This is a genomic window from Streptomyces caniferus (assembly GCF_009811555.1).
Lineage (GTDB): Bacteria > Actinomycetota > Actinomycetes > Streptomycetales > Streptomycetaceae > Streptomyces > Streptomyces caniferus.
In genome coordinates this window covers 390,217-416,940 of record NZ_BLIN01000003.1, presented here as the reverse complement: position 1 = coordinate 416,940, position 26,724 = coordinate 390,217, and the positions used below count along the sequence as shown (strand labels likewise).

Annotated in this window: 24 protein-coding genes and 1 pseudogene; 11 read left to right on the top strand and 14 right to left on the bottom strand. The window is 73.2% G+C overall.

All coding sequences use genetic code 11. The features are described 5' to 3' along the window. Nucleotides 1-40: 40 nt before the first annotated feature. From Scani_RS10530 to Scani_RS10510, 5 genes are all read right to left on the bottom strand, one after another. Nucleotides 41-823, bottom strand: coding sequence for an ABC transporter ATP-binding protein (locus Scani_RS10530; RefSeq protein ID WP_159472792.1), 783 nt, complete (start codon nucleotides 821-823; stop codon nucleotides 41-43). Further along, a complete protein-coding gene (locus tag Scani_RS10525; RefSeq protein ID WP_174872665.1) occupies nucleotides 820-1,713 on the bottom strand; it encodes an ABC transporter permease in 894 nt (297 codons plus the stop codon). Before Scani_RS10525 ends, Scani_RS10530 begins: the two co-directional genes overlap by 4 nt. Further along, entirely contained in the window at nucleotides 1,710-3,152 is a 1,443-nt protein-coding gene (locus Scani_RS10520) for an ABC transporter substrate-binding protein (protein ID WP_159472789.1), read from the bottom strand. Before Scani_RS10520 ends, Scani_RS10525 begins: the two co-directional genes overlap by 4 nt. A gap of 13 nt (nucleotides 3,153-3,165) precedes the next feature. Beyond that, nucleotides 3,166-3,393 (bottom strand): 4Fe-4S dicluster domain-containing protein, encoded by a 228-nt coding sequence (locus tag Scani_RS10515; RefSeq protein ID WP_159472786.1) that lies wholly within the window; start codon nucleotides 3,391-3,393, stop codon nucleotides 3,166-3,168. Nucleotides 3,394-3,459: 66 nt separating this feature from the next. Further along, the gene (locus Scani_RS10510) at nucleotides 3,460-4,230 is read right to left on the bottom strand and encodes a GntR family transcriptional regulator (protein ID WP_174872664.1); all 771 of its coding nucleotides are present in this window, start codon (nucleotides 4,228-4,230) and stop codon (nucleotides 3,460-3,462) included. Between the two features lie 425 nt (nucleotides 4,231-4,655). Between Scani_RS10510 and Scani_RS10505 the strand changes: the two genes are divergently transcribed. Then, nucleotides 4,656-5,570, top strand: a complete 915-nt coding sequence (locus tag Scani_RS10505) for a DMT family transporter (RefSeq protein ID WP_159472780.1) — start codon at nucleotides 4,656-4,658, stop codon at nucleotides 5,568-5,570. A 52-nt stretch (nucleotides 5,571-5,622) separates the two neighbouring features. Here Scani_RS10505 and Scani_RS10500 read toward each other — a convergent pair. The 7 genes and pseudogenes from Scani_RS10500 to Scani_RS10470 all read right to left on the bottom strand — a co-directional run bounded on the left by Scani_RS10500 (nucleotide 5,623) and on the right by Scani_RS10470 (nucleotide 13,841). Further along, nucleotides 5,623-7,055, bottom strand: a pseudogene (locus tag Scani_RS10500) (aminobutyraldehyde dehydrogenase). Then, complete coding sequence (locus Scani_RS10495; protein ID WP_159472777.1) at nucleotides 7,048-8,361, bottom strand: flavin monoamine oxidase family protein; 1,314 nt, start codon at nucleotides 8,359-8,361, stop codon at nucleotides 7,048-7,050. The pseudogene Scani_RS10500 and the gene Scani_RS10495 overlap by 8 nt, the downstream one beginning before the upstream one ends. A gap of 152 nt (nucleotides 8,362-8,513) precedes the next feature. Further along, nucleotides 8,514-9,623, bottom strand: a complete 1,110-nt coding sequence (locus Scani_RS10490) for an ABC transporter ATP-binding protein (RefSeq protein ID WP_159472774.1) — start codon at nucleotides 9,621-9,623, stop codon at nucleotides 8,514-8,516. 5 nt (nucleotides 9,624-9,628) lie between these two features. Continuing rightward, the gene (locus Scani_RS10485; RefSeq protein WP_159472771.1) at nucleotides 9,629-10,474 is read right to left on the bottom strand and encodes an ABC transporter permease; all 846 of its coding nucleotides are present in this window, start codon (nucleotides 10,472-10,474) and stop codon (nucleotides 9,629-9,631) included. Next, a complete protein-coding gene (locus tag Scani_RS10480; RefSeq protein WP_159472768.1) occupies nucleotides 10,471-11,373 on the bottom strand; it encodes an ABC transporter permease in 903 nt (300 codons plus the stop codon). The genes Scani_RS10485 and Scani_RS10480 overlap by 4 nt, the downstream gene beginning before the upstream one ends. A gap of 1 nt (nucleotide 11,374) precedes the next feature. Then, complete coding sequence (locus Scani_RS10475) at nucleotides 11,375-12,484, bottom strand: extracellular solute-binding protein (RefSeq protein ID WP_246295683.1); 1,110 nt, start codon at nucleotides 12,482-12,484, stop codon at nucleotides 11,375-11,377. Nucleotides 12,485-12,656: 172 nt separating this feature from the next. Further along, nucleotides 12,657-13,841 (bottom strand): aromatic ring-hydroxylating oxygenase subunit alpha, encoded by a 1,185-nt coding sequence (locus tag Scani_RS10470; RefSeq protein ID WP_159472762.1) that lies wholly within the window; start codon nucleotides 13,839-13,841, stop codon nucleotides 12,657-12,659. Between the two features lie 345 nt (nucleotides 13,842-14,186). On the opposite strand from Scani_RS10470, the gene Scani_RS10465 reads away from it, so the two are divergent. The 8 genes from Scani_RS10465 to Scani_RS10430 all read left to right on the top strand — a co-directional run bounded on the left by Scani_RS10465 (nucleotide 14,187) and on the right by Scani_RS10430 (nucleotide 22,299). Continuing rightward, complete coding sequence (locus tag Scani_RS10465; RefSeq protein WP_159472759.1) at nucleotides 14,187-14,597, top strand: hypothetical protein; 411 nt, start codon at nucleotides 14,187-14,189, stop codon at nucleotides 14,595-14,597. Beyond that, on the top strand, nucleotides 14,594-15,871 hold the full coding sequence (locus Scani_RS10460; protein WP_159472756.1) for an NADH-ubiquinone oxidoreductase-F iron-sulfur binding region domain-containing protein: 1,278 nt from the start codon (nucleotides 14,594-14,596) through the stop codon (nucleotides 15,869-15,871). The genes Scani_RS10465 and Scani_RS10460 overlap by 4 nt, the downstream gene beginning before the upstream one ends. A gap of 13 nt (nucleotides 15,872-15,884) precedes the next feature. Then, nucleotides 15,885-16,076, top strand: a complete 192-nt coding sequence (locus Scani_RS10455) for a ferredoxin (protein WP_159472753.1) — start codon at nucleotides 15,885-15,887, stop codon at nucleotides 16,074-16,076. Between the two features lie 2 nt (nucleotides 16,077-16,078). Next, nucleotides 16,079-18,166 carry an acetate--CoA ligase family protein gene (locus Scani_RS10450; RefSeq protein ID WP_159472750.1) on the top strand — a complete coding sequence of 696 codons (2,088 nt, stop codon included), beginning with the start codon at nucleotides 16,079-16,081 and terminating at the stop codon, nucleotides 18,164-18,166. A gap of 29 nt (nucleotides 18,167-18,195) precedes the next feature. Next, a complete protein-coding gene (locus tag Scani_RS10445; protein WP_159472747.1) occupies nucleotides 18,196-19,368 on the top strand; it encodes an acyl-CoA dehydrogenase family protein in 1,173 nt (390 codons plus the stop codon). 48 nt (nucleotides 19,369-19,416) lie between these two features. After that, complete coding sequence (locus Scani_RS10440; protein ID WP_159472744.1) at nucleotides 19,417-20,589, top strand: acyl-CoA dehydrogenase family protein; 1,173 nt, start codon at nucleotides 19,417-19,419, stop codon at nucleotides 20,587-20,589. Nucleotides 20,590-20,716: 127 nt separating this feature from the next. Further along, a complete protein-coding gene (locus Scani_RS10435; protein WP_159472741.1) occupies nucleotides 20,717-21,583 on the top strand; it encodes a 3-hydroxybutyryl-CoA dehydrogenase in 867 nt (288 codons plus the stop codon). A gap of 104 nt (nucleotides 21,584-21,687) precedes the next feature. Further along, the gene (locus Scani_RS10430) at nucleotides 21,688-22,299 is read left to right on the top strand and encodes a TetR/AcrR family transcriptional regulator (protein ID WP_159472738.1); all 612 of its coding nucleotides are present in this window, start codon (nucleotides 21,688-21,690) and stop codon (nucleotides 22,297-22,299) included. A gap of 112 nt (nucleotides 22,300-22,411) precedes the next feature. On the opposite strand, the gene Scani_RS10425 is transcribed toward Scani_RS10430, so the two are convergent. Continuing rightward, the gene (locus Scani_RS10425; RefSeq protein ID WP_159472736.1) at nucleotides 22,412-23,401 is read right to left on the bottom strand and encodes a D-cysteine desulfhydrase family protein; all 990 of its coding nucleotides are present in this window, start codon (nucleotides 23,399-23,401) and stop codon (nucleotides 22,412-22,414) included. 77 nt (nucleotides 23,402-23,478) lie between these two features. Next, the gene (locus tag Scani_RS10420) at nucleotides 23,479-24,252 is read right to left on the bottom strand and encodes a FadR/GntR family transcriptional regulator (RefSeq protein WP_159472733.1); all 774 of its coding nucleotides are present in this window, start codon (nucleotides 24,250-24,252) and stop codon (nucleotides 23,479-23,481) included. Between the two features lie 140 nt (nucleotides 24,253-24,392). Between Scani_RS10420 and Scani_RS10415 the strand changes: the two genes are divergently transcribed. Continuing rightward, nucleotides 24,393-25,292 carry a carbon-nitrogen hydrolase family protein gene (locus tag Scani_RS10415; RefSeq protein ID WP_159472730.1) on the top strand — a complete coding sequence of 300 codons (900 nt, stop codon included), beginning with the start codon at nucleotides 24,393-24,395 and terminating at the stop codon, nucleotides 25,290-25,292. 50 nt (nucleotides 25,293-25,342) lie between these two features. After that, nucleotides 25,343-26,701 (top strand): APC family permease, encoded by a 1,359-nt coding sequence (locus Scani_RS10410; protein WP_159472727.1) that lies wholly within the window; start codon nucleotides 25,343-25,345, stop codon nucleotides 26,699-26,701. The last annotated feature ends 23 nt before the right edge of the window (nucleotides 26,702-26,724 follow it).

The window sequence follows — 26,724 nt, the reverse complement described above, 5'->3', positions numbered from 1 at the left end:
CGTGGTGGTCGGGGCGCCGGGGCGCGGGCGACCGGCCCGGTCAGGGGCCGGGCCGGTCGCCCAGGGAGGCGAGGACCTCGCGGCGCAGCGCGACCGTCGCCGGTTCGGCGTGCGCCGCACGGGCGCGCGGCCGCGGGACGTCCAGCAACCGGCCGGTGCCCGGCAACGCGACCCGGTCGCCCAGGAACAGCGCCTCGTCCACGTCATGGGTGACGAAGACGACGGTGGCGCCGGTGCCGCGCAGCACGTCCACCAGCAACTGCTGCATGCCGGCCCGGGTCTGTGCGTCCAGCGCCCCGAACGGTTCGTCCATCAGGACCGCCCGCGGCCGCCCGGCCAGTGCGCGGGCCAGCTGGGCGCGCTGCCGCTGGCCGCCGGAGACCTGGTGCGGCAGGCGTGCGGCGTGCCCGGCCAGTCCGACCCGGGCCAGCCACTCGTCCGCCCGCCCCCGGCGCTCCGCGCGGCCCACGCCCCGGATGGCCAGCGGGAGTTCCACATTGGCCCGCAGGGTGCGCCAGGGCAGCAGCGCATCCTCCTGGAAGACCAGCGCACGGTCGGCGGCGGGTCCCTCGGCCGGCTCGCCGTCCTGGGTCAGCCGGCCGTCGAGCAGCGGCAGCAGGCCCGCCAGGGTGCGCAGCAGGGTGGACTTGCCGCAGCCGGACGGTCCGACGACGGTGAGGATCTCACCCGGCGCGACATCGAGGTCCAGGCCCTCCAGAACGGGGGCGCCGGGCCGGCCCAGCACGGCCCCGCCGAGCGTCAGCCGCAGGCCCGGGGCGGGTTCCCGCGCCGGGGCCGCCGCCGTGATCCCGGTACCGGTCATGAGGACTCCCCGATCGCCGTCCGGCCCGTCCGCCACCGGCCGCGGCCGGCCGGGGACGCGGGTGCGTCCTGCGCGGTCCGCGGCAGCCAGCGGGTCAACCGCCGCCCCAGCAGTTCCACCGCCGTGGAGGTGAGCCGGCCGAGCAGGCCGATGGTGGCCATGCCGACGAACACCCCTGGATAGTCGACGACGGTGTAGTCCTGCCAGGTCCGGTAGCCCACGCCGTACTCGCCGGAGATCATCTCGGCGGAGATCACACAGATCCACGAGACACCGATGCCCACCGAGAGCCCGCCCAGGATGCCCGGCAGTGCCCCCGGCAGCACCACCGACCGCAGCACCCGCCACCGGCCCCCGCCCATGGTGCGCACCGCCTCCTCCCAGACGGGCGTCAGGGCCCGTACCGCGTGCCGGGTGGAGACCGTGACCGGGAAGAACGCCGCGGTGCACGTGATGAAGACGATGCCCTGTTCGTTGCTGGGGAACAGCAGGATCGCCACGGGCACCAGCGCGATCGCCGGTACCGGGCGCAGCACTTCGAGCAGCGGACCGAGGAGATCGGCGGCGAGCGGGGAGCGGGCGAGGGCGGTGCCGACGGCGACGCCGAGGACGGCCGCGAGGGCGAAGCCGCCGACGATCCGGACCACGCTGTCGGAGACGTCCTGCCAGTAGGCGGCCGTGCCGAGCCGGCGGGCGAACTCCTGGGCCGTCTCGGTGACGGTCGGGAACTGGGAGAACCGCAGCCACAGGTTCACCCGGAACTGGGCGAGCACCTGCCATACCGCGAGCGCCGCGAGGACCGCCGCGGTGCGCCGGGCCCGGCGGGTCCAGGCCCGGCGGCGCGGGGCGGCCCGCCCGGTACCGGCCGCCGTGAGGGTGGGCGCGCTCACCGGGCCCGCTCCAGCGCGGCCGGGTAGCCGAGGGTGCGCGCACCACGGTGGTGCCGCAGCCAGGCGTCTGCGGTGGCGCGGGCGGCGAAGGGCAGCAGCCGTGCGCCGTCCTGGACCCAGACCGACTTGTCCGCGAACCAGCGGGTGCCGGTGGTCGTGTCGGCCACATAGGCGGCCCGCACCGTGTCGCGATGGCCGGCGGCGAACCGCAGCAGGGCCTCGGGGCGGGTGAAGGAGTGGGTACGGTCCTCGCCGTGCAGCCAGACCTCGTCGGGCGACGGGTGCGCGGTGTCGCGCCGGGCCTTGGCGTACCCGCTGCCGTAACTCTGCTTCACGTAGTGGTCATCGACAAAGGAGTCGACGTCGACCGGTCCGGTCAGCCTGGCCGCGCGCAGGACCGTCACGTCCTTCTTCAGCGCGGCGATCAGCCGGGGCTTGAGGGTGGGATCGAAGGTGGCGAGGCCGCCGGCGCCGTTGTAGAGGTAGACCACCTCGGGCGGCAGCCCGGTGGCCCCGGCGACCTGCTGGGCGGCCTCGACCGGGTGGGTCCGCAGATACCGCGTCGCCTCCCGCTGTGCGGTGAGGAACGCCCGTATCACGGCGGGGCGCCGCGTGGCGAAGGCGTCCCGTACGGTTACACCGTGAAAGGTGGGCAGGCCGAGCGCGCCCCCGTCGTAGAGGGCCTGCGCCTTGCCCTGGAAGGCGAGCAGCCCCGGCCAGGCCACGAACTGGGAGAGGGCGTCCGCGCCGCCCGACTGGAGGGCCGAAGCCCCCACGGCCGGCTGCTGGTTCAGCTTGTGGATGTCGGCTTCCGGGTCGATCCCGGCCTGCTGCAGGGCCCGTACGAGCGTGCCGTCGGAGGCCGAGCCGACGCTGCTGGAGACCTTCTTGCCGCGCAGGTCCGCCAGCGAGCGGAGCCGCGAACCGGGCCGGGTGACGACGGTGTTGAGCGCCCCGCGCAGGTTGTAGCCGGTGACCGAGACCAGCCGGGTCGGGGCGTGCAGCCGGCTGCCGCGGGCGGCGTTGATGAGCAGCGGGAAGTCGCCCATCGAGCCGATGTCGACCTTCCCGGCGATCATCTGCGCGGTGATCGGCGCGCCCGTCGCGTAGTCCTGCCAGCGCACCTTGTACGTCTTCCCGTCACGCTTGCCCTGGGCGCGCAGCGCCCGTTCGAAGACGCCCAGCGAGCGCAGCAGGGTACCGGCGGTGACGGTGTTGATGGTCTTGGACTGGTAGCCGACGGTCACGGTGACGGTCCTGCCGTCCGAGGCGTCCGCGGTGGTGCCGCAGCCGCTGAGCGAGGACGCCAGCAGGGCGGCGGGGAGCGCCGCGGCGAGCGCCCGGCGGCGCGTGGAGCGCGGTGCGGCGGGCGAAGGGGCGGACGGACGCAGGAAGGGGGACGGCGGCAGGAACGGGGAGCCCGTGGATCGGGAGCTCATGAACGGGGGCCTCTCATCGCAACAAATAGGGCATGTTCACCGTGACCGCACCGGTGGGACAGCGCGCGGCGCACGGCCCGCAGTACCAGCACTCGTCGACGTGCATGTACGCCTTGTTGCTCGCCGGATCGATGGCGAGCGAGTCCAGCGGGCACATGTCGACGCACAGGGTGCAGCCGTCGATGCACCGGGACTCGTCGATGGTCACGGGCACGTCGGCGCGTTGGGGCGCAAGAGGCATGGCGGTCTCCAGGGCAGGGCGGGGCAGGGGAAGCGGTCGGGAGGCGGGCAGGTGCGGGCGAGGGGCTCAGAGCGTGCGGTGCAGCAGGCCCCGCATGGTGAGGCGGTCGCCGCGGAAGCGGATGAACTCCAGGTCCACGGGGGAGCCGTCGGCGAGATGGGTGAGGCGTTCGAGCATCAGCACGGCCGTGCCGCGCGGCGCCTCCAGTACGGCGGCCGAGTGCGCATCGGCGTTGACGGCCTCCAGGGTGATCTCCGCGGTGCCCAGCGGCTGTCCGGCGCTCTCCTCGATCAGCCGGAACACGTCGTTGTTCTCCAGATCGGCGTCGAGCAGGGGCAGTCCGATGTCCATCGGGAGGTAGGTGAGGTCCAGGGAGAGGGGCAGGCCGTCGAGCCTGCGCAGCCGTTCCACATAGAGCACATCGCTGCGCGGGGGGAGCCGCAGCCGGTCCGCCACCGGGGCCGGTGCGGCGACCGGGCTGATGGTGCGCACCTCGTTGGTGACCCGCCCGTGCGAGTGCAGGGTCTCGGCCAGACCCATCAACCGGTCGAGCGCATGCGGGTACTTGTGGCCCACCACCACCGTGCCCACACCCGGCTGGCGCGCCACGAGCTGTTCGGCGCGCAGCAGGTCGAGGGCCTGGCGGACGGTGTTGCGGGAGACGCCGTAGTCGGCGCCGATCACCTCCTCGTGCGGCAGCACACCCTCAGGGAAGCGGCCCCCGAGCACCTGGTGCCGCAGCAGGTCGGCGAGCTGCCGGGCGCGGTCCGCGCGGAGCCGGCGGCGGCGGGCCGCGGCGACCGGTGTCGTGTGCTGGCGGGTGCGTTCGGCTGGCATGCGACGGACCATACCGAGGGGATCCGGCCCGTGGTGTTGCCGCAGTATTGCGCCACCTGCCGCCGCCCGCGCCACCGCTGTGACCTGCGGATCAGGCGCCGCGGCGGCAAGATCTGCCACTCCGGAAGCGGCACTCTTCGCCGCTCCGTGACGCCCTCCCGGCACCTTCCCGGGCCCGACGCCCCCGCCGGTTCGGATCCGACGTCCTGGCCGCCCCGGCCTGACACCTCGCTGCCCCGGACACAGCGCCCGCCGCCCCGGAGGCGACCCTCCGGCTCATCGAATGCGGCCCTCCGGAGCCCGTGTCGCCGGGCCGTCCGGGCGCCCGGCGGATAGCGTCGCCCCCGTACAGCGCCGCCCCGCACCGCCCGGCCACCGGCGGCCGGCCCCCCCGGTGCCGGAGCGGCCGACGAGGAGGTGGGCGCATGGCCGTACTGTTCGCACTGCTCGCGGCGGCCAGCAATGCGCTGGCCACGGTGCTGCAGCGCCGCGCGGCCCGTACGGTCCCGCTGTCCGCCGGGCTGCGCCTCGGTCTGCTCGTCGATCTCCTGCACCGTGCCGTCTGGCTCGGCGGGATGCTCGCGGTCATCGCCGCGGCCTGCTTCCAGGCGCTGGCGCTCTCACAAGGGGCGCTGTCGGTGGTACAGCCCCTCTTCGTCCTCGAACTGCCCCTCGCCCTGCTCTTCGGACGGGTCATCCTCGGCGGACGGATCTCCCGCTCGGGCTGGACCGGCGTGGTACTGCTGGTCGTCGGACTCGGCTGTGCCCTCGCGGCCGCCGCGCCCACCATCGGCACCACCCACGCCCCGTTCGGCCGCTGGGTCCCGGCCCTCGTGGTCTGCGCGGTGGTGATCGCCGCGGCGGTCGGTGCGGCGCTCCGCCGGGGAGCGGGCGGCGTACGGGCGGCCTGCTTCGCCGGGGCCACCGCGGTCGCCTACGCGCTCACCGCGGCGCTGATGAAGGACGCCACCCACGCCTGGCAGACCGGCGGCCCCGTCGCGTTCTTCACCACCTGGCAGACCTACGGCTTCGCCGCCGTAGGGGTGATGGCCCTCTTCCTGCTGGAGAACGCCATGCAGTCGGGCCCGCTGACCGCCTCGCAGCCGGTCCTCACCCTCGGGGACGCGCTGGTGAGCCTGTCGCTGGGCGTCACCCTCTTCGACGAACGGGTGCGGACCGGCTGGTGGCTGCTGCCCGAGTGCCTGGGCATCGCGCTGGTTCTGTGGGGCGCCATGCTGCTCTCCCGCGTCGCGCTGGCCCGGGACCTGACCGGCGCTCAGGGCACGGAACACGCCGCCGCCCGCGACACCGGGACGGAGCCCGGCACCGCGGACACCTGAGCGCCGCGGGCCGCCCTGCCGGCTCCGTCCCGGCCTCCGCCCGGCAGCCGCCTCACAGCATGACGTGCTTGACCTGGGTGTAGTCCAACAGGCCCGCGAGGGACAGATCGCTGCCGTAGCCGGAGTGCTTGACCCCGCCGTGCGGCATCTCCGACACCGTCGTGCCATGGGTGTTCACCCAGACGATCCCGGTGTGCAGCGCACGGGTGGCCCGCATGGCGCGCGCATGGTCGTGGGTCCACACGCTCGCCGCCAGCCCGAACCGGACCCCGTTCGCCAGCCGGAGCGCCTCGGCCTCGTCGGTGAAGGGCTGCACGGTGACGACCGGGCCGAAGATCTCCTCCTGCACGATCTCGTCGCCCTGGCGCACCCCGGCGACGACCGTGGGGGAGTGGAACCAGCCGGGGCGCTCCGGCGCCGTACCCCCCGTCACCACCTCGGCGTGGTCGGGCAGACGGCTCAACAAGCCCTGTACGGAGGCGAGTTGGGCAGCGCTGTTGAGCGGACCGTAGTCGGCGGCCGGATCGTCGGGCGGCCCGGTCCGCAGTCGGTGCGCGGCCGCCGCGAACGCGGTCACGAAGGCGTCGTAGCGGCGGTGGTGCACCAGAAAGCGGGTGGGCGCGGTGCAGTCCTGGCCGGCGTTGTAGTACGCCACGACCGCGAGTTCGGCCGCGGTGGCTTCGACGTCCACGTCCTCATGGACGAGGACCGGCGCGTTGCCGCCCAGCTCCAGGTGCACCCGTTTCAGGTCCGCCGCGGCGGTGGCGGCGATCTCCCGCCCGGCCCGGACGCTGCCGGTGACGGCGACGAGCCGGGGCACCGGGTGCGTGGTCAGGGACCGCCCGGTGTCGCGGTCCCCGCAGAGCACGTTGAGCACGCCGGACGGCAACTGCTCGGCGGCGATCCGGGCGAGCAGCGCGGCGGAGGCGGGGGTGGTGTCGGCGGGCTTGAGGACGGTGGTGTTGCCCGCCGCGAGCGCCGGGGCGATCTTCCACGCGGCCATCATCAGCGGGTAGTTCCAGGGGGTGATCTGGGCGCAGACGCCGACCGGTTCGCGGCGCAGCACGGAGGTGCGGCCCTCGGTGTACTCGGCGGCGGCCGCCCCGGGAAGATTGCGCGCCGCCCCCGCGAAATAGCGGAACGTGTCGATGACGGCGGGCAGTTCCTCGATGCGGAACTGCTCCGGCGGTTTGCCGGTGTCCCCGACCTCGGCGGCCACCAGGGCGTCGGCGTGCGCCTCGACCGCGTCGGCGATCCGCAGCAGCGCCTGCTGCCGTTCGGCGGGGGTGTCGCCGACCAGCGGACGAGGGCGCTCTCCGCGGCGGCGCAGGCCGCGTCGGTGTCGGCCGGGCCGGAGCGCGGGGCACTGCGGTGCACCTCGCCGGTGGCGGGGTTCACCAGGTCCATCGTCGCGCCGGAGGCCGCCGGGCGGTCCGTCCCCGCGAGGTGATTGCGGACCGGGGCGGGGTGGGTGTGCTCAGCCATGACGGAGCACCTCCCGCGCCGCGTCGCGGCCGGTGCGCACCGCGCCCTCCATATAGCCCGCGACCCACTGGTCGGATCCGCAGACGTAGAAGGGCGGTTCGTGCGAGCCGTGCAGCGGGCCGACCGCCATGACGTCGCCGGGGTTCCACTGGGTGACGTACCCCTGGGTCCAGGGATCGGTGCCCCACAGCCGCAGATACGACGTGAACGGCTGGAAGGCCTCGGCGCCGTAGAGCCGGGCCACGTCCGCGAGCAGCTCGTGGTCCCGGACCGGGGCGGGCATGCCCAGCAGGACGCCGTAGCGCTCCGGAGGGATCAGTGCGGAGAGGATGCCCTCGCTCTGCGGCCAGGTGCTGCCGAGCACGCCCTCGCATTCGGAGAGACCGTTGAGGTCGAGGCTGCGCCAGAAGGGCTTGTCGTAGGCCGCGGCGAACTTGGCCGCGACGGCCTGCCGCTGGCGGTGCAGCGAGGCGAGCCGGGCCTCGGAGACGCCGGTGAGCGCGACCGAGCGCAGCGGACCGACCGGCAGGGCGCTGACCACGGCATCCGCCGTCAGGACCTCCCCGGTCGCCAGCCGTACGCGGCAGCCGCCCGGTCGCACCGCCACCTCCTCGACGACCGCTTCGAGCCGGATGCGCCGGCCGAGCTCGGCGGCCATGCGCAGCGCCACCGTCGCCGAGCCCTCGGCGACGCGCAGGCCCTCCCAGTCCTCGTAGGCGTAGGGGTCGTCCCCGGGGACCGCGGCGTGCTTGCGCAGCGCGGCGAGCAGGGAGGTGCGCTCGTAGGAACCGCTGGCCAGGGCGAGTTGGCCGATCTCCCAGAGCCGTACGACGGCCGGGCTCGCGCCTTCGCCGCGCAGCCAGGCACCGACGGACAGGCGGTCGAGGGTCGCCGCATGCGGATGGGACCACGGGTCCTCGGGGTCGACGGTCCGGGCCAGCGCGACGAAGGCGTCGGTGACCTTCCGGTGGCAGGCCTCGTCGCCGGGGCCGAACCAGTGCGGCGGGTCGCCGGCCGAGACCCCTTCCGCGGTGGCCCGTGCCATCCGTCCGGGCTCGGCGACATAACTGGGAATCAGGGTCAGGCCGAGCTCGGCGGCGAGGTCGAGGTAGGCGGTGTGGGCCCGGCCGACCACCTCTCCGCCGAGCTGGACCAGCCGGCCGTCGGGCAGCACGGCCTGCTCGACGCGTCCGCCGACCCGGTCGCGGGCTTCGAGGACGAGGACGTCGGCGCCGGCCGCGCTCAGGTCCCGCGCCGCGGCGAGGCCGGCGAGCCCGGCACCGAGCACGATCACATCGTGGTTCATGGGGGAGCGTTTCCTTTGCTGTCGGCGGGCGGCTGGGGGCACACCAGTGCCCGGTCGGGGATCGGTGCCGGGGCGGAGACGCCCTAAGGCGTGTCCGCGAAGTCCCGCCTGGCTCGCGCTCCGGGCGGACGACGGGACTTTGCGGACACGCCCTAGTCCAGGACCAGGCAGTGCTCGGGCTTCCAGCCGATCTCCACGCTCTCGCCGCCGCTCCAGCGGTCCTCCATGCGCGAGCGGTCGGTGTTCTGCTCCAGTACGGAGACGGTGACGCCGGGGGCGAGTTCGATCAGGTAGGTGGTGGTGGGGCCGGAGTAGACGGTCTCCCGGACCACGCCCTGCACCAGCGCCATGCCCGGTTCGAAGTCGGAGAGCCAGATCTTCTCGGGCCGGATCGACAGGCTGACGCTGCTGCCGTCGGCGATGCCGTGGCGGTCGCCGACCGGCAGCGCCGGGCCGCAGTCGAGGACGACCCGCCCGTCGCGGTAGGTGCCGGGGACCAGGTTGGAGGTCCCCATGAAGGACGCCACGAAACGGCTCGCGGGGCGTTCGTAGACGTCCTCCGGGGTCCCGCACTGTTCGACATGGCCCTCGTTCATCACCGCCACCCGGTCCGACATGGTCAGCGCCTCGTCCTGGTCATGGGTGACGAAGACGAAGGTGATGCCGACCTCGCGCTGGATCTGCTTGAGCTCCACCTGCATCCGCCGCCGGAGCTTGAGGTCGAGCGCCGCCAGCGGCTCGTCGAGCAGCAGCACCTGGGGCCGGTTGACCAGGGCACGGGCCAGCGCCACGCGCTGCCGCTGCCCGCCGGAGAGCGTGCCGGGCTTGCGGTCGCCGAGACCGCCGAGCTGCACCCGGTCGAGCATGGTGCCGACCCGTTCGCGGATCTCGGCCCGGCCGACGCCCTTGCGCTTGAGGCCGAAGGCCACATTGTCGGCCACCGAGAGGTGGTCGAAGAGGGCGTAGCTCTGGAAGACCGTATTGACGCTGCGCTTGTCCGGCGGGAGCGCGGTCACGTCCTCCCCGCTGAGCAGGATGGTGCCCGCGGTGGGGTCGGTGAAGCCGCCGATCATCCGCAGCGAGGTGGTCTTGCCGCAGCCGGACGGGCCCAGCAGGGAGAAGAACTCGCCGGGTGCGATGTCCAGGGAGAGGTCCTGCACCGCGTAGGAACCGCCGTAGTTCTTGCTGATGTGGTCGAGCCGGACGGCGGGCGCCTCGCCGGCCGGGGCCGCGCCGGGGGAGGGGGCGTCGGAGGAGGTCATGGGTGTCACTTCCCGGAGAGCAGATCGAGGCCACCGCGGCGGCCGAACAGACGCGGGATGGCCAGGGCGAGCCCGATGAGGCCGATGGAGCCGATGAGCATCAGCGTGCCGACCGCGTTGATGGTGGGCTGTACGCCGAACCGGATCGCCGAGTAGATACGGACGGACAGCGGCTGCGGGTCCACACCGGTGGTGAAGTAGGCCAGCACGAAGTCGTCGAAGACCAGGGCGAAGACGAGCACCGCGGAGGCCAGGATGCTGGGCAGCAGCGCCGGCAGGGTGACCAGCCGCAGCGCCTGCCAGCGGGTGGCCCCGAGGTCCATCGCGGCCTCCTCGACCTCCGGGTTGAGGGCGGCGATCCGCGAGCGCAGGATCACCGTCACATAGGAGATGGAGAAGGTGATCTCGGCGAGCATCACGGTGCCGGAGGAGAGCGTGATGTCCATGCCCTTGAAGAGCAGCATCGCGGCGACCCCGGTGACGATCTCCGGGGTGATCAGCGGGACCAGCATGATCAGACCGGCCAGCGAGCCGAGCCGGGTACGGCAGCGCACCAGCCCCAACGCCAGTGCCACGCCCAGGATCACCGACCCCGCCATGGCCACCAGCGAGACCCGCAGGCTCATGCCGAGCGACTCGATCAGCACGTTGTCGTGGAAGAAGGCGGTGTACCAGCGGAGGCTGAAGCCCTTGAAGACGGTGAGCGACTTCTGGCCGTTGAAGGAGAAGAGGACGACCACCGCGATGGGGAGGTAGAGGAGGAGGAAGAAGAGGGTGGTGACGGTGAGGGCGACCCGGGGCCTGCGGTCGGTGCCGCGGCGGTGCCGGCGGTGCGGGGTGCGGAGCGTCATCGGGCGGCCTCCGCCTCGTCCTTGCGGGTGCGCCGCAGATAGCCGAGCATCCCGATGAAGAGCACCGCCATCATCAGCATGGTGAGGGCGGAGCCGAGCGGCCAGTTCTGGCCCTGGAAGAACTTGTCCTGGATCAGGTTGCCGATCATGATCTGGTCGGGCCCGCCCATCAGCTGGGCGCTCACGAAGTCGCCTATGGCGGGCAGGAAGACCAGGACGGCGCCCGCGGCGGCGCCCTGCCGGGTCGCCGGGAGGGTGACGAAGAAGAAGGTCCGCAACGGCCCTCCGTACAGGTCGCGTCCCGCCTCGATCAGCGAGAGGTCCATCCGCTCCAGTGCGGCGAACAGCGGGATGATCATGAAGACGATGAAGCCGTAGACGAGCCCGGCGATGACGCCGACCCCGCTCTGCAGGATCTTGGTGTGCGCATCGGCGAGGCCGACCGCACGCAGCGCCTTGAGCACCGGGCCGCCGTCGGACAGCACCACCGACCAGCCGTACATCCGCACCAGGTAGTTGGCGAAGAACGGGACGACGATCGCGGCGATCAGCAGGTTCTTGAACCGCCCGCCGTGCAGGGCGATGGTGTAGGCGACCGGATAGGCCACGATCAGGCAGACGACGCAGGCGATCAGCGCGAAGCCCAGCGAGCGCAGCAGCACGATGCGGTAGGCCGGGTCGGCCATCGCCGCGATGTTGTCGAAGTTGAACCCGAACCGCGGGTTGCCGAGGGGGTCGGTGGTGCCCAGGGCCAGGGTGGCCACGAGGATCAGGGAGGCGATGAGGAACCCGGTCATCCACAGGGTGCCGGGGAGCATCAGCCAGGTCCACAGCCGGGTGCCGGACGCGGAGCGACCGCGGTGGCCTGGGACTGCTCCGGAGGGGGTGCGTTGTGCCATGTCAGCCGGCTTTCACGTGGGTCCAGGCGGTATCGCGGGCCTGCTCGCCCTTCGAGGACGCATTGCGGAAGAAGCGGTCGGCCTTGAGGTCGTCGGGGGCGACCAGGCACTGCGGGAACGGCTTCACGATCGCGGCGTAGACGTCCTCGCTGCCGCCGACCGGCATGGGGTAGCCGATGTACTCGATGTTCTTCCGCACGTTCTCGGGTCTGAGCATGTAGTCGATGAAGAGCATCGCCGTACCGGGATGGCGGGCGTTGGCGGGGATCGCGTAGCAGTCCGAGTTGATCGGCGCCCCCTCCCGGGCGACTTCGAAGCCGAGCACGGAAGGGTCCTTGGCCTGTCCGAGCATGGCGGCCATGTCGCCGCTCCAGGCCTGGGTCATCACGGCGTTGCCGTTGAGCAGGTTGTTGTAACTGTCGCTGGAGAAGCCGCGCAGCCGGGGGCGGAGGCTCTGCAGCGTGGCGGTGATACGGGCGAGGTCGTGCGGGTCGGAGGTGTCGAGGTCCAGGCCGAGCTTGAGCGCGGCCATGCCGAGGACCTCGTCGCGGTCGTCGAGGACGAAGACCTGTCCCTTGGCCCGGGCGTTCCACAGGTCGCCCCAGGAGCCGGTCAGGTCGTCGCCTATCCGGTCCTTCCGCCAGCCGATGCCGGTCTTGTACATGGTGAACGGGACGGTGTGCGCGGAGTGGCGGTCGTACCAGGGGTCGGCGAAGTAGCGGTACCGGCCGAACACCGCGTCGGCGTGGGGCAGCCGGGAGTGGTCGATACGGCGCAGCCGGCGTCCGTCGGCCAGCCGCTGCGCCCATTTCGCGGTGGGAAAGATGATGTCGTAGCGGTTCCCGGCGTTGAGCTTGGCGGCCATGCCCTCCATCGAGTCGAAGTTCGACTGGATGACCTTGACGCCGTACTCCTTCTCGAATCCGTCGAAGACGGCCGGGGCGACGAAGTCCGCCCAGTTGAAATACACCAGGTCGCCGTCCGCCTTGACGTCGATCGGCTGGTCCGGGTCGCCGAACGCGTTGCGGTCGTCGGGCAGAAAGCCGCATCCGGCCAGGCCGACGCCGAGGGCCGCGGCGACGCCCGAGCGCAGGAACGTGCGCCGGGACACAGGTGGGGGTTCCTCGGGGGACATGAGGTCCTCTCCGTAGGGGATGAGCGCTGCTTCAGGGAGCGGTCTTGGATGCACGGAAGCCCTGTCCTCCGTGCGGGACCTGTCGGCCGTGGCGCGGGGCGTCGCGCGCCGAGGGGGACGGCTCGTGGCGCTGTCTCACCGGTGGGGGTCAGCGCATCGCGCCACCGAGGTCGGTGCGTACCCGGTCGGCGAACCAGCCGACCGCGGCTTCGCGGCGGGACAGGGGGCCCGGCTCGAAGCCCGGGGTGCCGAGGCCCTTCTGCACCCGGGACACCAATTCGGCGTCTTCGTCATTGGTGATCCAGCCGATGTGGATGTTGAGCCGGCGCGCGAGCCGGGTCCGTGCGCTCGTCCCGCGGCGCGTGTAGAAAGCGCCGGGGACGGCGACCCGGTCGACCGCCGTCGGTATGGCGGTCCAGGCAAGCACATGGTCGGGGTAGAAGTCGATGAGTGTGTTGGGGTAGATCACCGCGTAGCGCCAGATCCGCCGGTCGGCCTCGGTCAGCCCCGGCATGGGGGAGGCGAGGCGCTGGTAGAGCCGCTCGGCCCAGTTCGAGGACGGCTTGTCGCGCAGCGGCGAGGCGAAGAGGACGTAGGACTCGTCGATCTCGCTGGTGTAGCCCTGGTAGTCGAGCAGGCGCATCAGTCCGGGGTGGGCGACCGGGACGTGATAGCCCTCCAGGTAGTTGTCGACGGCGACCTTCCAGTTGGCCTCCTGTACTTCCGCGCCGGCCAGATCGTGGATGCGGCTGCGTCCGACGGGCACCAGATCGGTCCCCGCGTAGTGGCCGACGGCCTCCGCCAGTCCGGCGCACTGTTCCGACAGCGGAACGGCATCGGGGTCGAGGTTGGCGAAGACGAATCCCAGGAACGACTCGACCCGGACCGGGAAGAGGCCGAGGGCGGGTTTGTCCAGGCAGGGGATCTGCCGTGCTTCGGGCGCGCCGACCAGCCGTCCGTCGAGCTTGTACGTCCAGCCGTGATACGGGCAGCGGATGGCCTTGCCGGACGCCTCGGGGGCGGAGACCAGCCGGGTGCCGCGGTGCCGGCACACATTGAGGTGTCCGGCCAGGGTGCCGTCCTCGGTGCGGACGACCAGGACCTCGCGGTCGGCGACGGTGGCGGTGAGCCGGGCGCCGGGGCCGGGGAGGTCGGACTCATGGCACACGAGCTGCCAGGACTTGGCGAAGATGTGCCGCGTCTCGGCGGCGGCCGTGGCCGGGTCGGTGTAGTAGCGGGCGGACAGTGCCGGCGCGGGGACGTCCTGCTCCGTCGGTGCTGTGGTGGCGGGGACGTCCTGCTGCGTCGGTGCTGTGGTGGCTTCGGGGTGCATCGGGGTCACTCCTCCATGCCGCACGGGTGCCCGGGGCCGTGGCGGCAGGGCGCGGTGGAAAGTCCCTGAGCACCGGATCCGTGCTGACTAATTGGTCAGTCAGATTGCTGGCGGGTTTCAACGAAGTCAAGACTTGTGTCCTGACTAATTGATTAGTTAGCTTAGTGGCATCGCTGCTCCGGCGCTCCGCCGCACGGATCCCGGAAGCGAGCGGGCGCGCCGCGCCCCGATCCGCAGGCCGGAACCCCCGCAAACGGCACCTCACCCCGGCACCTGGCCACGGCAGCGCCCCACCCGGCCGCCCCGGCCCGAACCGGCACCCCACCCCTCTCCCCGGAGGCACGCATGAGCGGTCGTCGGAACCTGATCTGGCTCGGGCTCACCCCCGAACCCGAACGGGAGCTGCCCGCCACCGTCGCGGCCCTGCGCACCGCCGCCCGACGGACGGCGGCCGCCCCCGCGGAGGCGGCCGAGGCCGAACGGCGCCGCGTCGAGCGCCTGATCCTGCACGGCACCCAGCGCGGCTGGCTCCGCTACCTCGCCGAGGTGACCGGCCTGGTGACCGCGGTCGCCGGCCGGGAGGGCCCCGGCGACCGCCGGGCCGCACTCCGCGCGGCCGAGGTCGTGCTCGACCACCACCGCATGCTGATCGGCCTCCCCGGACCGGGGTACGACCGGACGGCCGCGGACCGCAGCGCCCTGGAACACGTGGTGCGCACCCTGCGCACCACCCCACCGGACGGAGACCGAGGATGACCGGGATCGACTCCCTGATACCGCGGGGGACCCCCTCCGCGCTCGGCGCGGCACCGGGCGTGACCGAGGACGCCGGGGCGTATGCGGCCACCGGCGGCTACCGCGAGGTCATCGGAGCGGACGAACTCCTCGACCGGATCGACGGCGGCCTGCGCGGACGGGGCGGCGCCGGCTACCCCACCGCCGCGAAACTCCGCGCCGTCCGTGACGCCGGGCCCCGCCCCGTCGTCGTGGCCAACGGCGAGGAAGGGGAGCCCGGCTCCGTCAAGGACCGCTGGCTGCTGCGGGCCCGCCCGCACCTGGTCCTGGACGGGCTGGCGCGGGCCGCGGAGATCACCGGTGCGGAACGCGGCTACGTCTACGTCTCCGACACCGCGGCGGGCGAGCGGATCCGCCGGGCGCTCGCCGAGCGGACCCCCCGGCTGCCGTGCGATGTCGTCGACACCCCGCACACCTATGTCGCGGGGGAGGAGACCGCCGTGGTCCGCCGGATCAACGGCGGCCCCGCCCTCCCCACCGCCAAACCGCCCCGCCCCTTCGAGCAGGGCGTCGGCGGCGCCCCGACCTTCGTCGCCAACGTCGAGACGCTGGCCCGGATCGCCCTCATCGCCGCACAGCCGGACCGCCGGCGCCTCACGGCCCGCGCCACCCTGGTGACGCTCGCCGGCGGCGGCGCCGAACCCCTGCTCGCCGAGGTGCCCTACGGCGGCACCCTGCGGACCCTGGCACGGGCCCAGGGCACCCCCGAACCGGCCGGCGCCCTCATGGGCGGCCTCTTCGGCGGGCTGATCGGCCCCGACCGGCTCGACCTCGCGCTGGACCCCGACACGCTCGCGGCGGCGGGCACGGCACTGGGCTGCGGGGCGATCCGCTTCCTCGCCCCCGACGAGTGCCCGGTCTCCCTCGTCTCCGCCGCCCTCGCCCATCTCGCCGCCGAGAGCACGCGGCAGTGCGGCATCTGCGTCGCGGGCACCGGGTCCATCCGCGACGCCGTCGGCGCCCTGACGAACGGCACCGCCGACCCGGGCCTCCTCACCCGGCTGCAGCGCTGGTCCACCTCACTGCCCGGCCGCGGCGCCTGCGGTCTGCTCGACGCCGCGGCGGGCACGGCCGGCAGCCTCCTGCGCGCCTTCCCCCACCTGGTCCGCGCCCACCTCGACGCCCCCTGCCCGGGCTGCGCCGCGCCCGCCGACTCCGGCCGGCTCACCGTGCCCGTCCCGTACGTCGCCCGCCGCACCGTGCCCCGCCCCCGCTCCGCCGCCTCTCCCCGCTGAAAGGACGACCGCCGTGAAACTCCGTCTCGACGCCACCCGCTGCCAGGGCTACGGCCTGTGCCAGGAACCCGCACCGGACCTCATCGACCTCGACGAATGGGGCTACGCCGCCGTCGTCGCCGACCCCGCACCGGGCGCCCCCGAGGACGCCGCCCGCGCCGCCGCCGAGGCCTGCCCCAACTCCGCGCTCCGACTGGAGAGGTGACCATGGGACGTGATCTGTCGGCCCTGTTCGACCCGAAGTCGGTCGCGGTGGTCGGTGCCAGTGACGACCCGGCGAAGTACGGCCACGCGGTCGCCGCCCAGGCCCTGCGGGCGCCCGACCGCCGCCCGGTCCACCTGGTGAACCGCCGCGGCGGTACGGTCCTCGGGCGCACCACGGCCACCTCGCTCGCCCGGATCGGCGAACCGGTCGAACTCGTGGTGATCTCCGTACCGGGCCCCGGCTTCGAGGCCGCCGTCGATGATGCGCTGGCCTGCGGCGCCCGCGCCATCGTCGGCATCACCGCCGGATTCGCCGAGACCGGCCCCGTCGGGCTCGCCCGGCAACAGGCGATCGCCGACCGGGTACGCGCCGCCGGCGCCGTCCTCGTCGGCCCGAACTGCCTCGGCATCACCGACAACACCACCGAGCTCTACCTCGCCTCGGACCGCTTCGCGCCCGGCGGCATCGCCCTGCTGAGCCAGAGCGGCAACCTCGCGCTCGAACTCCAACTCCGCTGCGCGCCCCACGGGTTGGGCTTCTCCCGCTTCGTCTCGCTGGGCAACCAGGCCGATGTCACCCTCGTCGACCTCGTCGAGGACGCCGCCCGGCACGACGCCACCCGGGCCATCGCCGTCTACGCGGAGGACTTCGGCGACGGCCGGGCCTTCGCCGAGGCGGCCGCCGCCGCGGGCAAACCGGTGGTCCTGCTCACCGCCGGGCGGGGCGCCGCCTCCGCGCGCAGCGCGCAGTCGCACACCGGCGCCCTGACCACCTCCGCCGATGTCGTGGCCGCCGCCTGCCGCGACGCGGGTGTCGAACTGGTCGCCACCCCCCATGAGATGACCGTCGTCCTCGCCGCGCTGCACGGGGGCCGGCGCGCCACCGGCCACCGCACCGCGGTCTGCACGGACGGCGGCGGCCACGGCGCCATCGCCGCCGACGCCGCCGAGGCCGCCGGGCTGGCCGTGCCCGAACTCGGGTCCGCCGCCCAGCAACAGCTCAGGACGCTGCTGTGGGAACAGTCCGCGGTGGGCAACCCCGTCGACCTCGCCGGGATGGGGGAGCAGAACCCGCACTCCTACGGCGACACCGTCTCCGCCCTGCTCGCCCTGGACGAGGTCGACTCGGTCGTCCTGACCGGGTACTTCGGCGGCTACTCCGCGGCGACCGGCGGCCTGGGCGGGCCGGCGGCCGAGAGCGGTACCGCGGGCGGCGGGATCGCGCTCGCGGCGGGCGAGCTGGAGACCGCACACGAGATGGCCGTCCATGCGGCGAGGACCGCCAAGCCCCTGGTGGTGCAGTCGATGTTCCCGGACGCCCCCAGCTGCCGGACGCTGGTCGAGGCGGGCATACCGGTGTTCGCCGCCACCGAGGACGCGGCCCGCGCCCTGGCGGCCATGACCGCGGCCGAAACCAGCGGCCCGCCCGGCGTCCGCCCGCTCCCACCGGCCGCCGCCCCGCTGCGCGACCCCGGCTACCACGGCGTACGCACCCTGCTGAGCGCCGCCGGGGTGCCCTTCCCCGAGGCCCGTGAGATCACCGATGAGGCCCAACTGCTCGCCGCGGCAGACGCGTTCGAGGGCCCCTACGTCCTCAAGGCCCTCCACCTCCTGCACAAGTCCGACGCCGGCGGGGTCGCCCTCAGCCTGCCGGACCGGGCCGCGCTCGTCACCGCCTTCCGGGAGATGCACGCCCGGCTCGGCGCGGCCTCCTACTCGGTCGAGGCGATGGCCGACCTGACCGACGGCGTCGAGCTGATCGTGGGGGTGAACCGCGACCCCCGGTTCGGCCCGGTCGCCATGGTCGGCCTGGGCGGCGTGCTCACCGAGGCGCTGCACGACGTCGCCTTCGCCCTGGCACCCGTTCCCGCGGCCCGCGCCGAACAGTTGCTGACCGGGCTGCGGACCGCCGCGCTCCTCCAGGGCGTCCGTGGCCGGCCCGCGGTCGACCTGGCTGCCGCGGCAGCCGTGATCGAGCGCCTCACCACCCTCGCCGCCGCCCACCCCGAGATCACGGAGATCGAGGTCAATCCGCTGCTCGTCCGCCCGGACGGCGCCCTCGCCCTCGATGCCCGCGCCGTACTGGCCTGACGCCCCGCCCGCCGTCCCGGAGGACACCCATGGACTTCCGCTACACCGCCCGACAGGCCGATCTGAAGGCCCGCGCCGCCGCCTACACCGAGCTGCTGTTCCGGTACGAGGACCAGGCCGAGGAGGCCGGCGGACCGCTGCCGTCCGACACCGTCCGCGAACTGACCCGGGCCGCGATCGACGCCGGTGTCTATGCCATCAACATGCCCGAGAAGTGGGGCGGCCCCGGCCTGTCGCTGCTCGACCAGGTCATCGTCGAGGAGGAGTTCGGCAAGGTCACCAACTGCCTGTGGGACATCCCCTGGCGGCCGGCCAACGTGCTGGCGTACGGCACCGAGGCCCAGCGCGAGAAGTACCTCCTCCCGGTCATCCGGGGCGAGCGCTTCGACGCCTTCGCGGTGACCGAACCCGGCGCGGGATCGGACCCCTCCTCGGGCACCAGCACCGCCACCCGCACCGAGGGCGGCTGGCTGCTGAACGGCGAGAAGTGGTTCGTCACCTGCGGGGACATCGCCGACTTCCTGCTGGTGCAGGCCGACGCGGGTCCGGAGCGGGCCGCCACCCTCTTCTTCGTCGACAAGCAGGCACCGGGCGTACGGATGACCCGAGTGCCGCGGTTCATGCACTCCGCCGTGAACGGGCACCCCGAGTTCACCTTCACCGATGTCTTCGTGGCCGACGAGGACGTCCTCGGCGGTGTCGGCAACGGCTACGAGCTGACCAAGGAATGGTTCACCGACGAACGGCTGATGATCGCCGCCCGGACGACGGGCGCCGCCGAGCGGGCCCTCCAGCTCGCCCGGGACTGGGCGGTGGAGCGGCGGCAGTTCGGGTCGCCGATCGCGGACTTCCAGTTGGTGCAGGGGATGCTGGCGGACTGCGCGGTCGACATCGCGGTCAACCGCGCCTACACCCACCAGGTCGCCTGGGAGGCCGACCAGCCGGGCGCCGACCCCAAGGCGCTGCACGCCAAGGCCTCGACGGCCAAGCTCGCGGCGAGCGAGGCGGCGGGCCGGGTCATCGACCGCTGTGTGCAGATCTTCGGCGGCCGTGGCTACGACCGCTCCTACCCCGTCGAGCGGCTCTACCGCGAGCTGCGGGTGGACCGCATCTGGGAGGGCACCTCCGAGATCCAGCGCCTGATCATCGCCAACGAGCTCATCAAGCGCGGCACCCGCGCCCTCGACCTGCCCCTGCCCTGACCCGCGGCCACCACCCGACCCGGCACCCCATCGACTTCGAGGACTGACATGGACTTCCGTCTCACCCCCCGCCAGGCGGACCTCAAGCGCACCGCGCGCGAGCTCACCGAGACCCTCACCGCGTACGAAACCGACTGCGAGGAGAACAACGGCCTGACGGCCGAGGACCACGCCGCCATCCGTGACGCCGTCCTCGCCTCCGGCCTGCAGGCCGTCAACATGCCCCGCGAGTGGGGCGGCGCCGGGCTGACCATCCTGGAACAGGCCCTCGTACAGGAGGAGTTGGGGCAGCTCACCGGTGCGCTGTGGGACACCGTCTGGCGCCCCGCCAACGCCCTGCGCTTCTGCACCCCCGCCCAGCGCGAGCGCTACCTCGAACCCGTCATCCGCGGCGAGCGCCGCGACTGCTACGCGGTGACCGAGCCCGGGGCCGGCTCCGACCCGCAGAACCTGGCGACCACCGCGACGCGGACGGCCGACGGCTGGACGCTGAACGGCGAGAAGTGGTTCGTGACCGTCGGGGACCACGCCGACTTCATGATCGTCCTCGCCGCGGCGGGCCCGGACCGGGAGCCGACGCTCTTCCTCGTCGACAAGGACACCCCCGGCATCGAGATGACCCGGGTGCCGCGCTTCATGCACACCTTCGTCTACGAGCACCCCGAGTTCACCTTCACCGACGTGCACGTCTCCGAGGACGCCGTTCTCGGGGGCGTCGGCAAGGGCTACGACATCACCCGGTCCTGGTTCACCGAGGAACGGCTGATGATCGCGGCCCGCACCACGGGCGCCGCCGAGCGGGCCCTGCGGCTGGCGCGGGACTGGGCCGTGGAACGCAAGCAGTTCGGCTCCCCGATCGCGGACTTCCAGTTGGTGCAGGGGATGCTGGCGGACTGCGCGGTCGACATCGCGGTCAACCGCGCCTACGCGCACCAGGTCGCCTGGGAGGTGGACGAGGCCACCGTCGACCGCAAGACCCTGCACGCCAAGGCGGCGATCGCCAAGCTCGCGGCGAGCGAGGCGGCGGGCCGGGTCATCGACCGCTGTGTGCAGATCTTCGGCGGCCGCGGCTACGACCGCTCGTACCCGGTCGAGCGGCTCTACCGGGAGCTGCGGGTGGACCGGATCTGGGAGGGCACCTCCGAGATCCAGCGCCTGATCATCGCCGGCGAACTGGTCAAGCGGGGCACCGGCGTCCTGCAACTGCCCACCGCCTCCTGACCCCGGCCGGGTACCCCGCCCACCGGGCCGGGGTACCCGGACCGGCCCCCGCTGTATCCCGCCCGGCACCACCCACCCGCCGGGCGGGGCCCGCGCAACGTCCCGGAACACCGGTCGAGGAGGAGCGATGTCCGAGAGTGCAGTCGACAGAATCGGGGTCGTGGGCTGCGGCCTGATGGGCTCCGGCATCGCCGAGGTGTGCGCCCGGGCGGGCCGGGAGGTGTGCGTCGTCGAGACCGGGCCGGCCGCCGCGGACGCCGGGCTCCGCCGGATCACCGGCTCCCTGGAACGTGCCACGGCCGCCGGCAAACTCTCCGGCCGGGACCGGGACTCCGCGCTCGCCAGGATCACGGTCACCACCGATCTGGCCGCGCTGGCCGACCGCGATCTGGTCGTCGAGGCCGTCGCCGAGGACGAGAGCGCCAAGCTGGCCGTCTTCACCCGGCTCGACGAGGTGGTCCGGCGCCCGGACGCGATCCTGGCGACCAACACCTCGTCCCTGCCCGTCATCCGCCTCGCCGCCGCCACCGCACGCCCCCAGCAGGTCATCGGCCTGCACTTCTTCAACCCCGTCCCGGTGCTGCCGCTCGTCGAGCTGGTGCCCTCCCTGCTGACCGGCGACGACACCACCCGCAGGACACGCGCCTTCGCCGCCGACGTACTGGGCAAGGAGGTCGTGCACGCCGCGGACCGTGCCGGTTTCATCGTCAACGCCCTGCTCGTCCCCTATCTGCTGGACGCGGTGCGGATGGTCGAGTCCGGCGCGGCCTCGGCGGGCGACATCGACCGCGGGATGCGGCTGGGGTGCGCCCACCCGCTGGGGCCGCTCGCGCTGGCCGATCTGATCGGCCTCGACACGACCCGGGCGATCGCCGAATCGCTCTACGAGGAGTTCCGTGAACCGCGCTACGCGCCCCCGCCGCTGCTGGCCCGGATGGTGGAGGCGGGCCTGCTCGGCCGCAAGTCGGGCCGGGGCTTCCACCCCTACCGATGAGCCCGCCATGCGACGGACGGCCGAGGGCGGTGATGCGGGAAGATGGACGGGACGGGCCCGTCGGGCCCGCCGAGGACACCGACACCGACCCGGGGAGCACTCACGTGGCCAAGGCTGAACGCACTCTCGAAACGCGGGAACGGATCCTGTCCGCCGCGTGCGAAGTGATCGCCGAGGTCGGCTTCGAGAAGATCCGGATGCGCATGGTCGCGGAACACGCCGGCGTGTCCACCGCCCTGCTCCACTACCACTTCGAGAACCGTGAGCGGCTCTTCGCCGAGGCGATGACCCACTCCTTCGCCCAGACCGGCACGGAACTCGAACGCGACGCCGACGCGGTGCCCGCCTCGGTGGTCCTGGCCCGCATCCTGCACAACATGCTGCCCACGGACCCCGAGCTGCGGCAGGACTGGCGGCTGTGGCAGGAACTGTGGGTGCGGGCCCTGCGCGACGAGACCGCCCAGCATCTCGCCGTCGACCTGTACGACCAGTTGCACACCTGGATCGGCGAGGCCATCCGGCGGGGCATCGCCTCGGGCGAGTTCGCCGACTGCGACGTGGAGGCGACCAGCACGCTGCTGCTCGCCCTGAGCGACGGCTTCGGCATCCGGCTGATGCTGGGCGACCCCCGGATCGACCTCCCCGCCGCCCAGGCGGCCATCTGGCGTGCCGTCGCGGGGACGCTCGGCGTTCCGGCCGCCTTCCCCGAGATCTGAGGAGCGGGCCGCCGGGCGCGCGGCGGGGGAGTGCGCGGCACCGCCGCGGGGCGGCGCGACGGCACCGGAGCGTCGCCGTGGCGCCGGGCAGCGCGGCGGTGCCGCGGCGCCGCTACGGCGTGCGGACCGTGAGCGCCTCCTGGCACCGGGCGACGGCAGCACCGTGGCCGAACAGGCCGGGCAGCCCGCCGGAGTGCAGCAGGACGGTGCGCTGTCCGGGAGCCACGCTGCCGTCCCGCACCGCCGCCCGCAGGCCGGCCAGCGCGCGCCCGGTGTAGACGGGGTCGAGCGCGATGCCTTCGGTCCGCCCCGCCAGGGTCAGTGCGTCCATCGACGCGTCCGTCAACGTGCTGTAACCGGCGCCGACTTGGTCATGCCGCAGGCGCAGTGCCTCCGGGGCGTGGACGGTCCCGGAGAGTTCCGTGACCAGCCCGGTGACGGTGCCCGCCGGGTCGCGCACCGCGCCGCAGTCGACGCCCAGCACCTTGCCGGGGCCGAGCACGTCCACCAGCCCGGCCATCGTGCCGCCCGACCCGAGGGCGACGACGACGGTGTCCAGGTCCGGTGCCCGGCCGAGGAGTTCACGCCCGCACTGGGCATAGCCGTACGCGCCGAGCGGGCTGGAGCCGCCCAGCGGAATCAGGGCCGGGACGGCTCCCCGCTCCCGGAGCCGCTGCGCCACCTCCTCCGCCGCGATCGCGAGCTGCCGGCCCCCTGCCTCCCCGGCCCAGACGACGGTGGCCCCGAAGAGGCCGTCGAGGACGAGGTTCCCGGAGGACGAGGAGCCGGGCGCACCGGCCAGCACCAACACCACATCGAGCCCGAGCCGCGCGCCGGCGGCGGCGGTCAGCCGGGCGTGGTTGCTCTGTGCGGCGCCGGTCGTCACCAGCGTCGTGGCGCCCTCGGCCAGCGCCGCACCGCAGATCCACTCCAGCTTGCGGACCTTGTTCCCGCCGCCACCGAGACCGGTGAGGTCGTCGCGCTTGATCCACAGATCGTCGGCCCCGAGGCCGAGCGCGCGGGCCAGCCGCGGCGCCGGGTCCAGCGGGGTCGGCCAGGTCGCGAGCGCCGCCCGCCGGGGTGTGCCACTGTCCGTGCTCATCGTCCGGGTCCTTCCGTCTGCCCTGCGGTGCCGGTCCGCCGGTCAGCGTGTCATGCCGCAGCCGGTGCCGGGACCGCTCAGCCGGCGGCCCCGGCCCCGGCGTCGTCCATCAGGCCCACGAACATGGTCCGGTGCAGCTGGTCGACGTGCTGCCGGGCGACCTCGGCCGCTTCCACCGGATCGCCGCGGCGCAAGGCGTCGACCAGGGCGCGGTGTTCGCAGTTGGACCGCTGGAGGGTGTCGAGCGGATACGGCAGGTAGTAGCGGTAGAGGTCCTGCAGCACCGCGCCGTACGGCGCGGCGGCGAAGGCGACGCCGGTGGCCTCGGCGACCGCCAGGTGGAAGCGCTCGTCGTGGCGGCGGAACTCGGTCCAGCTCTCGGCGGAGTCCATCTCCGCGACGAGCCCGTCGAGGGCGTCGAGGGCGGGCTCGCCGGCGTGCAGCGCCGCCAGATGGGCGACCCCGCATTCCAGGACGAGGCGGTGGTCGATCAGCCGGTGGACCTCGGCCGCCGCCGCGCGGTAGGCCGCGGCCTCGGTGACGGTCCCCTTCGCGGGCCGTTCGGCGACCAGGGTCCCGCCGGTCCGGCCGCGCCGGCGCTCCAGCACACCGTCGGCGTGCAGCGAGGCGAGCGCGCGGCGGACGGTGATGTCCCCGACGCCCAGCGCTGCGGCGATCTTGTCGGTCGGCGGGAGGCGCTCGCCGGGGGCCAGCAGGCCGAGCTCGACGGCGAGGGCGATCCGGGCGCGCACCGTGTCCAGGGCGGAGAGCCGTTGAATGCCACCCAGTGGCGGGGCGTTCAGGCCCCGCACGGCCTCGGGCTCCGTGGTGTCGGGAAGGTGTCCGGGCATGGCTCACCCTAACAAATATCTCATGATGAGATCTCTTGAATAAGAGCTCATCTTGCTCTAATTTCATGCGGGTCGTGATGTCCGCCCGGCGGCCCGTCGTCCAACGCACCGCCCGGCCCGTAGATACGCAGGTGAGGCCCGTGTCCCGACCCCTGCCCGTGGCTCTCGTCCAGGCGCCGCCCCGCCCGGCCGCAGCACCTCTGTCCGGCTTCGTCGAGGAGGTCGGGGAGCTGATCGCCCGCTTCCCGCAGACCCGGCTCGTCGTCTATCCCGAGCTGCATCTGTGCGGGGTGACCGGCTCCGCCGACGCGTCCGAGGATCAGTTGCGGGCGGCGGCCGAACCGCTGGACGGCCCCCGTGCGCGGCAGCTCGCCGAGCTCGCCGGCGACCTGGGCATCTGGCTCGTACCCGGCAGCGTCTGCGAGCGGGGACCGGGCGGCGAACTGTTCAACACGGCGCTGGCCTTCTCGCCCGAGGGCCGGCCGGCCGCCTCCTATCGCAAGATCTTCCCCTGGCGGCCGCACGAGCCCTACGTCCCCGGCGACCGCTTCGTCGTCCTCGACCTGCCGGGCACCGGCCGCGTCGGCTTCTCGATCTGCTACGACGCCTGGTTCCCCGAAGTGGCCCGCCACCTCGCCTGGATGGGCGCCGAGGTGATCATCAACCCCGTCATGACCACCACCGCCGACCGGGCGCAGGAACGGGTGCTCGCCCGCGCCAACGCCATCGTCAACCAGGTCTTCGTGCTCAGCGTCAACACCGCGGGCCCCACCGGCACCGGCCGCAGCCTCGTCGTCGACCCCGAGGGCCGGGTGCGCACCGAGGCCCCGGACCAGGGGCCCGCCGTCCTCACCGATGTGCTGGACCTCGACGACGTCACCCGGGTACGAGAGTTCGGCACGGCCGGTCTGAACCGCATGTGGGACCAGTTCACCGACGCCGACGCTCCGCTGGAACTCCCGCTCTACGACGGACGCATCGACCCGCGCCGCTGGCGGCCCGCCGTCCCCTCCCCGTTCCCTCCCGGCACGGACGGCTGACACCCCGACCCGCCCCTCCCCGTATCGCGGCACATCTCCCGGAGCCACCCATGGACCCCTCCGAGCACACGCTCGCCCGCACCCTCACCCTCAAGTCCGTCGTCCTGTTCGGGCTCGCGTACATGACCCCGCTGATCGTCCTGGGGACCTTCGGCGTCGTGGCCGACACCACCGGGGGTGCCGTTCCCACGGCGTATCTCCTCGCCCTGTGCGCCATGCTGTTCACCGCGCACAGCTACGGAAAGATGGCGGCCGCGTACCCGGTCGCCGGCTCGGCGTACACCTATGTCAGGGAAGCCATCGACGGCCGCGTCGGCTTCCTCGTCGGCTGGGCGACGCTGCTCGACTACTTCTTCCTGCCCATGGTCATCTGGCTCATCGGCGGCGCCTATCTGCAGGCGGAGTTCCCCGGCGTCCCGTTCTGGGTGTGGATCCTCGGCTTCATCGTGCTGACCACGGCGCTGAACGTCCGGGGCATCAGGACCGCGGAACGCGTCAACGACCTGCTGATGGTCTTCCAGTTCCTGGTGATCGCGTTCTTCGTGCTGCTGTCCCTGCGGCATGTGGTCCAGCTCGGCGGAGCGGGCGCGCTCGCCGACGCCGCGCCCTTCGCCAACCACGCCACCACCCTGGCCGGCATCTCGGCGGGCGCCGCCATCGCGGCCTACTCCTTCCTCGGCTTCGACGCGGTCACCACACTCACCGAGGAGACCCTCGAACCGAAGCGGACCATGCCCCGCGCCATCCTCCTCGTCGCGCTCATCGGCGGCGGGATCTTCGTCGCGGTGGCGTACGCGACGCAGCTGGTCCACCCGGGCAGTGTCTTCGCCGATGCCGACTCCGCGGCCTTCGAGATCGCCCGGGTCATCGGCGGGGACGTGTTCGCCTCGGTGTTCCTCGCCGGACTGGTCGTCGCCCAGTTCGCCTCCGGCATCTCCGCCCAGGCGAGCACCTCCCGGCTGCTGCTGGCCATGGGCCGCGACTCGGTCCTCCCGCGCAGGACCTTCGGCTGGATCCACCCCCGGCTGCGCACCCCCGTCTTCAACATCCTGCTCACCGGCGCCATCGGCCTCATCGCCCTGTGCATGAACGTGACCACCTCCACGTCCTTCATCAACTTCGGCGCCTTCACCGCCTTCACCTTCGTCAACCTCAGCGTCCTCGCCACCTACCTGCGCCGTCGCAGGGCGGGAGAGCGCCCCCGCGTCCTGTCCTATGTGATCGCCCCGGTGATCGGCGTGGGCGTCGACATCTGGCTGCTGGCCCATCTCGACTCCAAGGCACAGCTCCTGGGCCTGGTGTGGCTCGCGGTGGGCGTCGGCTACCTCGCCGCTCTCACGAAGGGCTTCCGCAGGCCCCCGCCGAAGATGGACCTCACCGAGGACTCCCGTACCGCCGCCGTCACCTGAAGCGCACCGCGACGCCGTGGACC

Excerpts from the sequence above, each read along its gene's own strand:
- Scani_RS10515 (WP_159472786.1), bottom strand. The coding sequence starts at position 3,393 with ATGCCTCTTGCGCCCCAACGCGCCGACGTGCCCGTGACCATCGACGAG.
- Scani_RS10435 (WP_159472741.1), top strand. The coding sequence starts at position 20,717 with ATGTCCGAGAGTGCAGTCGACAGAATCGGGGTCGTGGGCTGCGGCCTG.
- Scani_RS10485 (WP_159472771.1), bottom strand. The coding sequence starts at position 10,474 with ATGACGCTCCGCACCCCGCACCGCCGGCACCGCCGCGGCACCGACCGC.
- Scani_RS10450 (WP_159472750.1), top strand. The coding sequence starts at position 16,079 with ATGGGACGTGATCTGTCGGCCCTGTTCGACCCGAAGTCGGTCGCGGTG.
- Scani_RS10490 (WP_159472774.1), bottom strand. The coding sequence starts at position 9,623 with ATGACCTCCTCCGACGCCCCCTCCCCCGGCGCGGCCCCGGCCGGCGAG.
- Scani_RS10410 (WP_159472727.1), top strand. The coding sequence starts at position 25,343 with ATGGACCCCTCCGAGCACACGCTCGCCCGCACCCTCACCCTCAAGTCC.
- Scani_RS10530 (WP_159472792.1), bottom strand. The coding sequence starts at position 823 with ATGACCGGTACCGGGATCACGGCGGCGGCCCCGGCGCGGGAACCCGCC.
- Scani_RS10520 (WP_159472789.1), bottom strand. The coding sequence starts at position 3,152 with ATGAGCTCCCGATCCACGGGCTCCCCGTTCCTGCCGCCGTCCCCCTTC.
- Scani_RS10460 (WP_159472756.1), top strand. The coding sequence starts at position 14,594 with ATGACCGGGATCGACTCCCTGATACCGCGGGGGACCCCCTCCGCGCTC.
- Scani_RS10465 (WP_159472759.1), top strand. The coding sequence starts at position 14,187 with ATGAGCGGTCGTCGGAACCTGATCTGGCTCGGGCTCACCCCCGAACCC.
- Scani_RS10480 (WP_159472768.1), bottom strand. The coding sequence starts at position 11,373 with ATGGCACAACGCACCCCCTCCGGAGCAGTCCCAGGCCACCGCGGTCGC.
- Scani_RS10425 (WP_159472736.1), bottom strand. The coding sequence starts at position 23,401 with ATGAGCACGGACAGTGGCACACCCCGGCGGGCGGCGCTCGCGACCTGG.
- Scani_RS10495 (WP_159472777.1), bottom strand. The coding sequence starts at position 8,361 with ATGAACCACGATGTGATCGTGCTCGGTGCCGGGCTCGCCGGCCTCGCC.
- Scani_RS10445 (WP_159472747.1), top strand. The coding sequence starts at position 18,196 with ATGGACTTCCGCTACACCGCCCGACAGGCCGATCTGAAGGCCCGCGCC.
- Scani_RS10470 (WP_159472762.1), bottom strand. The coding sequence starts at position 13,841 with ATGCACCCCGAAGCCACCACAGCACCGACGCAGCAGGACGTCCCCGCC.
- Scani_RS10510 (WP_174872664.1), bottom strand. The coding sequence starts at position 4,230 with ATGCCAGCCGAACGCACCCGCCAGCACACGACACCGGTCGCCGCGGCC.
- Scani_RS10440 (WP_159472744.1), top strand. The coding sequence starts at position 19,417 with ATGGACTTCCGTCTCACCCCCCGCCAGGCGGACCTCAAGCGCACCGCG.
- Scani_RS10420 (WP_159472733.1), bottom strand. The coding sequence starts at position 24,252 with ATGCCCGGACACCTTCCCGACACCACGGAGCCCGAGGCCGTGCGGGGC.
- Scani_RS10505 (WP_159472780.1), top strand. The coding sequence starts at position 4,656 with ATGGCCGTACTGTTCGCACTGCTCGCGGCGGCCAGCAATGCGCTGGCC.